At 75.2% G+C, this 1,179-nt stretch carries 1 protein-coding gene; it reads right to left on the bottom strand.

What is annotated here, in order from left to right:
* Nucleotides 1-104: 104 nt before the first annotated feature.
* A partial coding sequence (locus ACW62_RS32770) for an MFS transporter (protein WP_053208324.1) occupies nucleotides 105-1,179 on the bottom strand: 1,075 nt, incomplete at its 5' end.

Here is a 1,179-nt window from a genome sequence, read left to right on the forward strand (position 1 = left end):
GTCGGTGAGCTGATCCTCGCGGTCGCGGAAGCCCAGCAGCGTGGCCTCCAGCGGGTTGGCGTCGAACACGGCGTCGATGAGTTCGTCGGCGAGCTGGGCGATGGTCATGCGGCACTCCCACGGGGTCGGCTCGTGGGGATGACGCTATCCCGGCGGGCCGACAGCGCCACAACGGATATCGCCAGCGCCGCGGTGAGCGCCGCGCTCACCGTCGCCGCCAGCACGATCCCGTCGGTGAAGGCCTCGCGCGCGGCGGCGAGCCCGGTCCGGTCCTCCGCCGCCGCGACCGCCGCGCCCAGGGTGTCCGCGCCGGTGCCGGCGCTGCGGAACACCGCCGCCACCACGCTGCCCAGGACGGCGATGCCGAGCGCACCGCCCAGCTGGGGCGCCATCGACGACAGCGCCGCGGCGGCGCCGGCCCGCTCCGGCGGAGCCGCGCCGACGACCTGGTCGGTCGCCAGCGCCATCATCGGGCCGAGGCCCGCCGACACCGTCACCGAGCCGGCCACCAGCAGACCCAGCCCCGAGGTCGCGGTCAGCTGGGTGAGCAGCACGAAGCCCGCCGCCGACACCGTCAGGCCCACCCCGATCACCACGCCCGGACGGATCCGCCGGGCCAGCCGCGGCGCCAGCAGCGACCCCACGATCACTCCGGCCGCCGACGGCGCCGTCCACAACCCCGCGCGCAGCGGCGACAGGTCCTGCACCAACTGCAGGTACTGGGCGAGGTAGTAGTTGGCGCCCCAGAGCACGAAGATGCCGGCCGCCAGCGTCGCGACCGCCACCGAGAACGCCGGGTCGCGGAACAACCGCACGTCGACCAGCGGGTCCGCGAGCACTCGCTGCCGGCCGACGAACAGCACCCCGACCGCCGCGCCGGCGACAACCCCCGTGACCGCCGTCCAGCCCGCCCCGCCGGCCGCGATCTCCTTCAGCCCCCACACCAGCGGCAGCACCGCACCCAACGACAACCCCACGCTGACGACGTCGATGCGCGCCGTGGTCGTCGTCTCGCCGGCGGGCAGCAGGATCGGGCCGAGGGCGAGGATCAGCACCATCACCGGGACGCCGAGCAGGAACACCGAGCCCCACCAGAACCGCTCCAGCAGTGCGCCCCCGACCAGCGGCCCGATCGCGGTGCCGCCGGAGACGCTGGCGATCACGACGCCGACGGCGACC

Origin of the sequence: Jiangella muralis (assembly GCF_001270745.1) — a bacterium.
Classification (GTDB): Bacteria; Actinomycetota; Actinomycetes; order Jiangellales; family Jiangellaceae; genus Jiangella; species Jiangella muralis.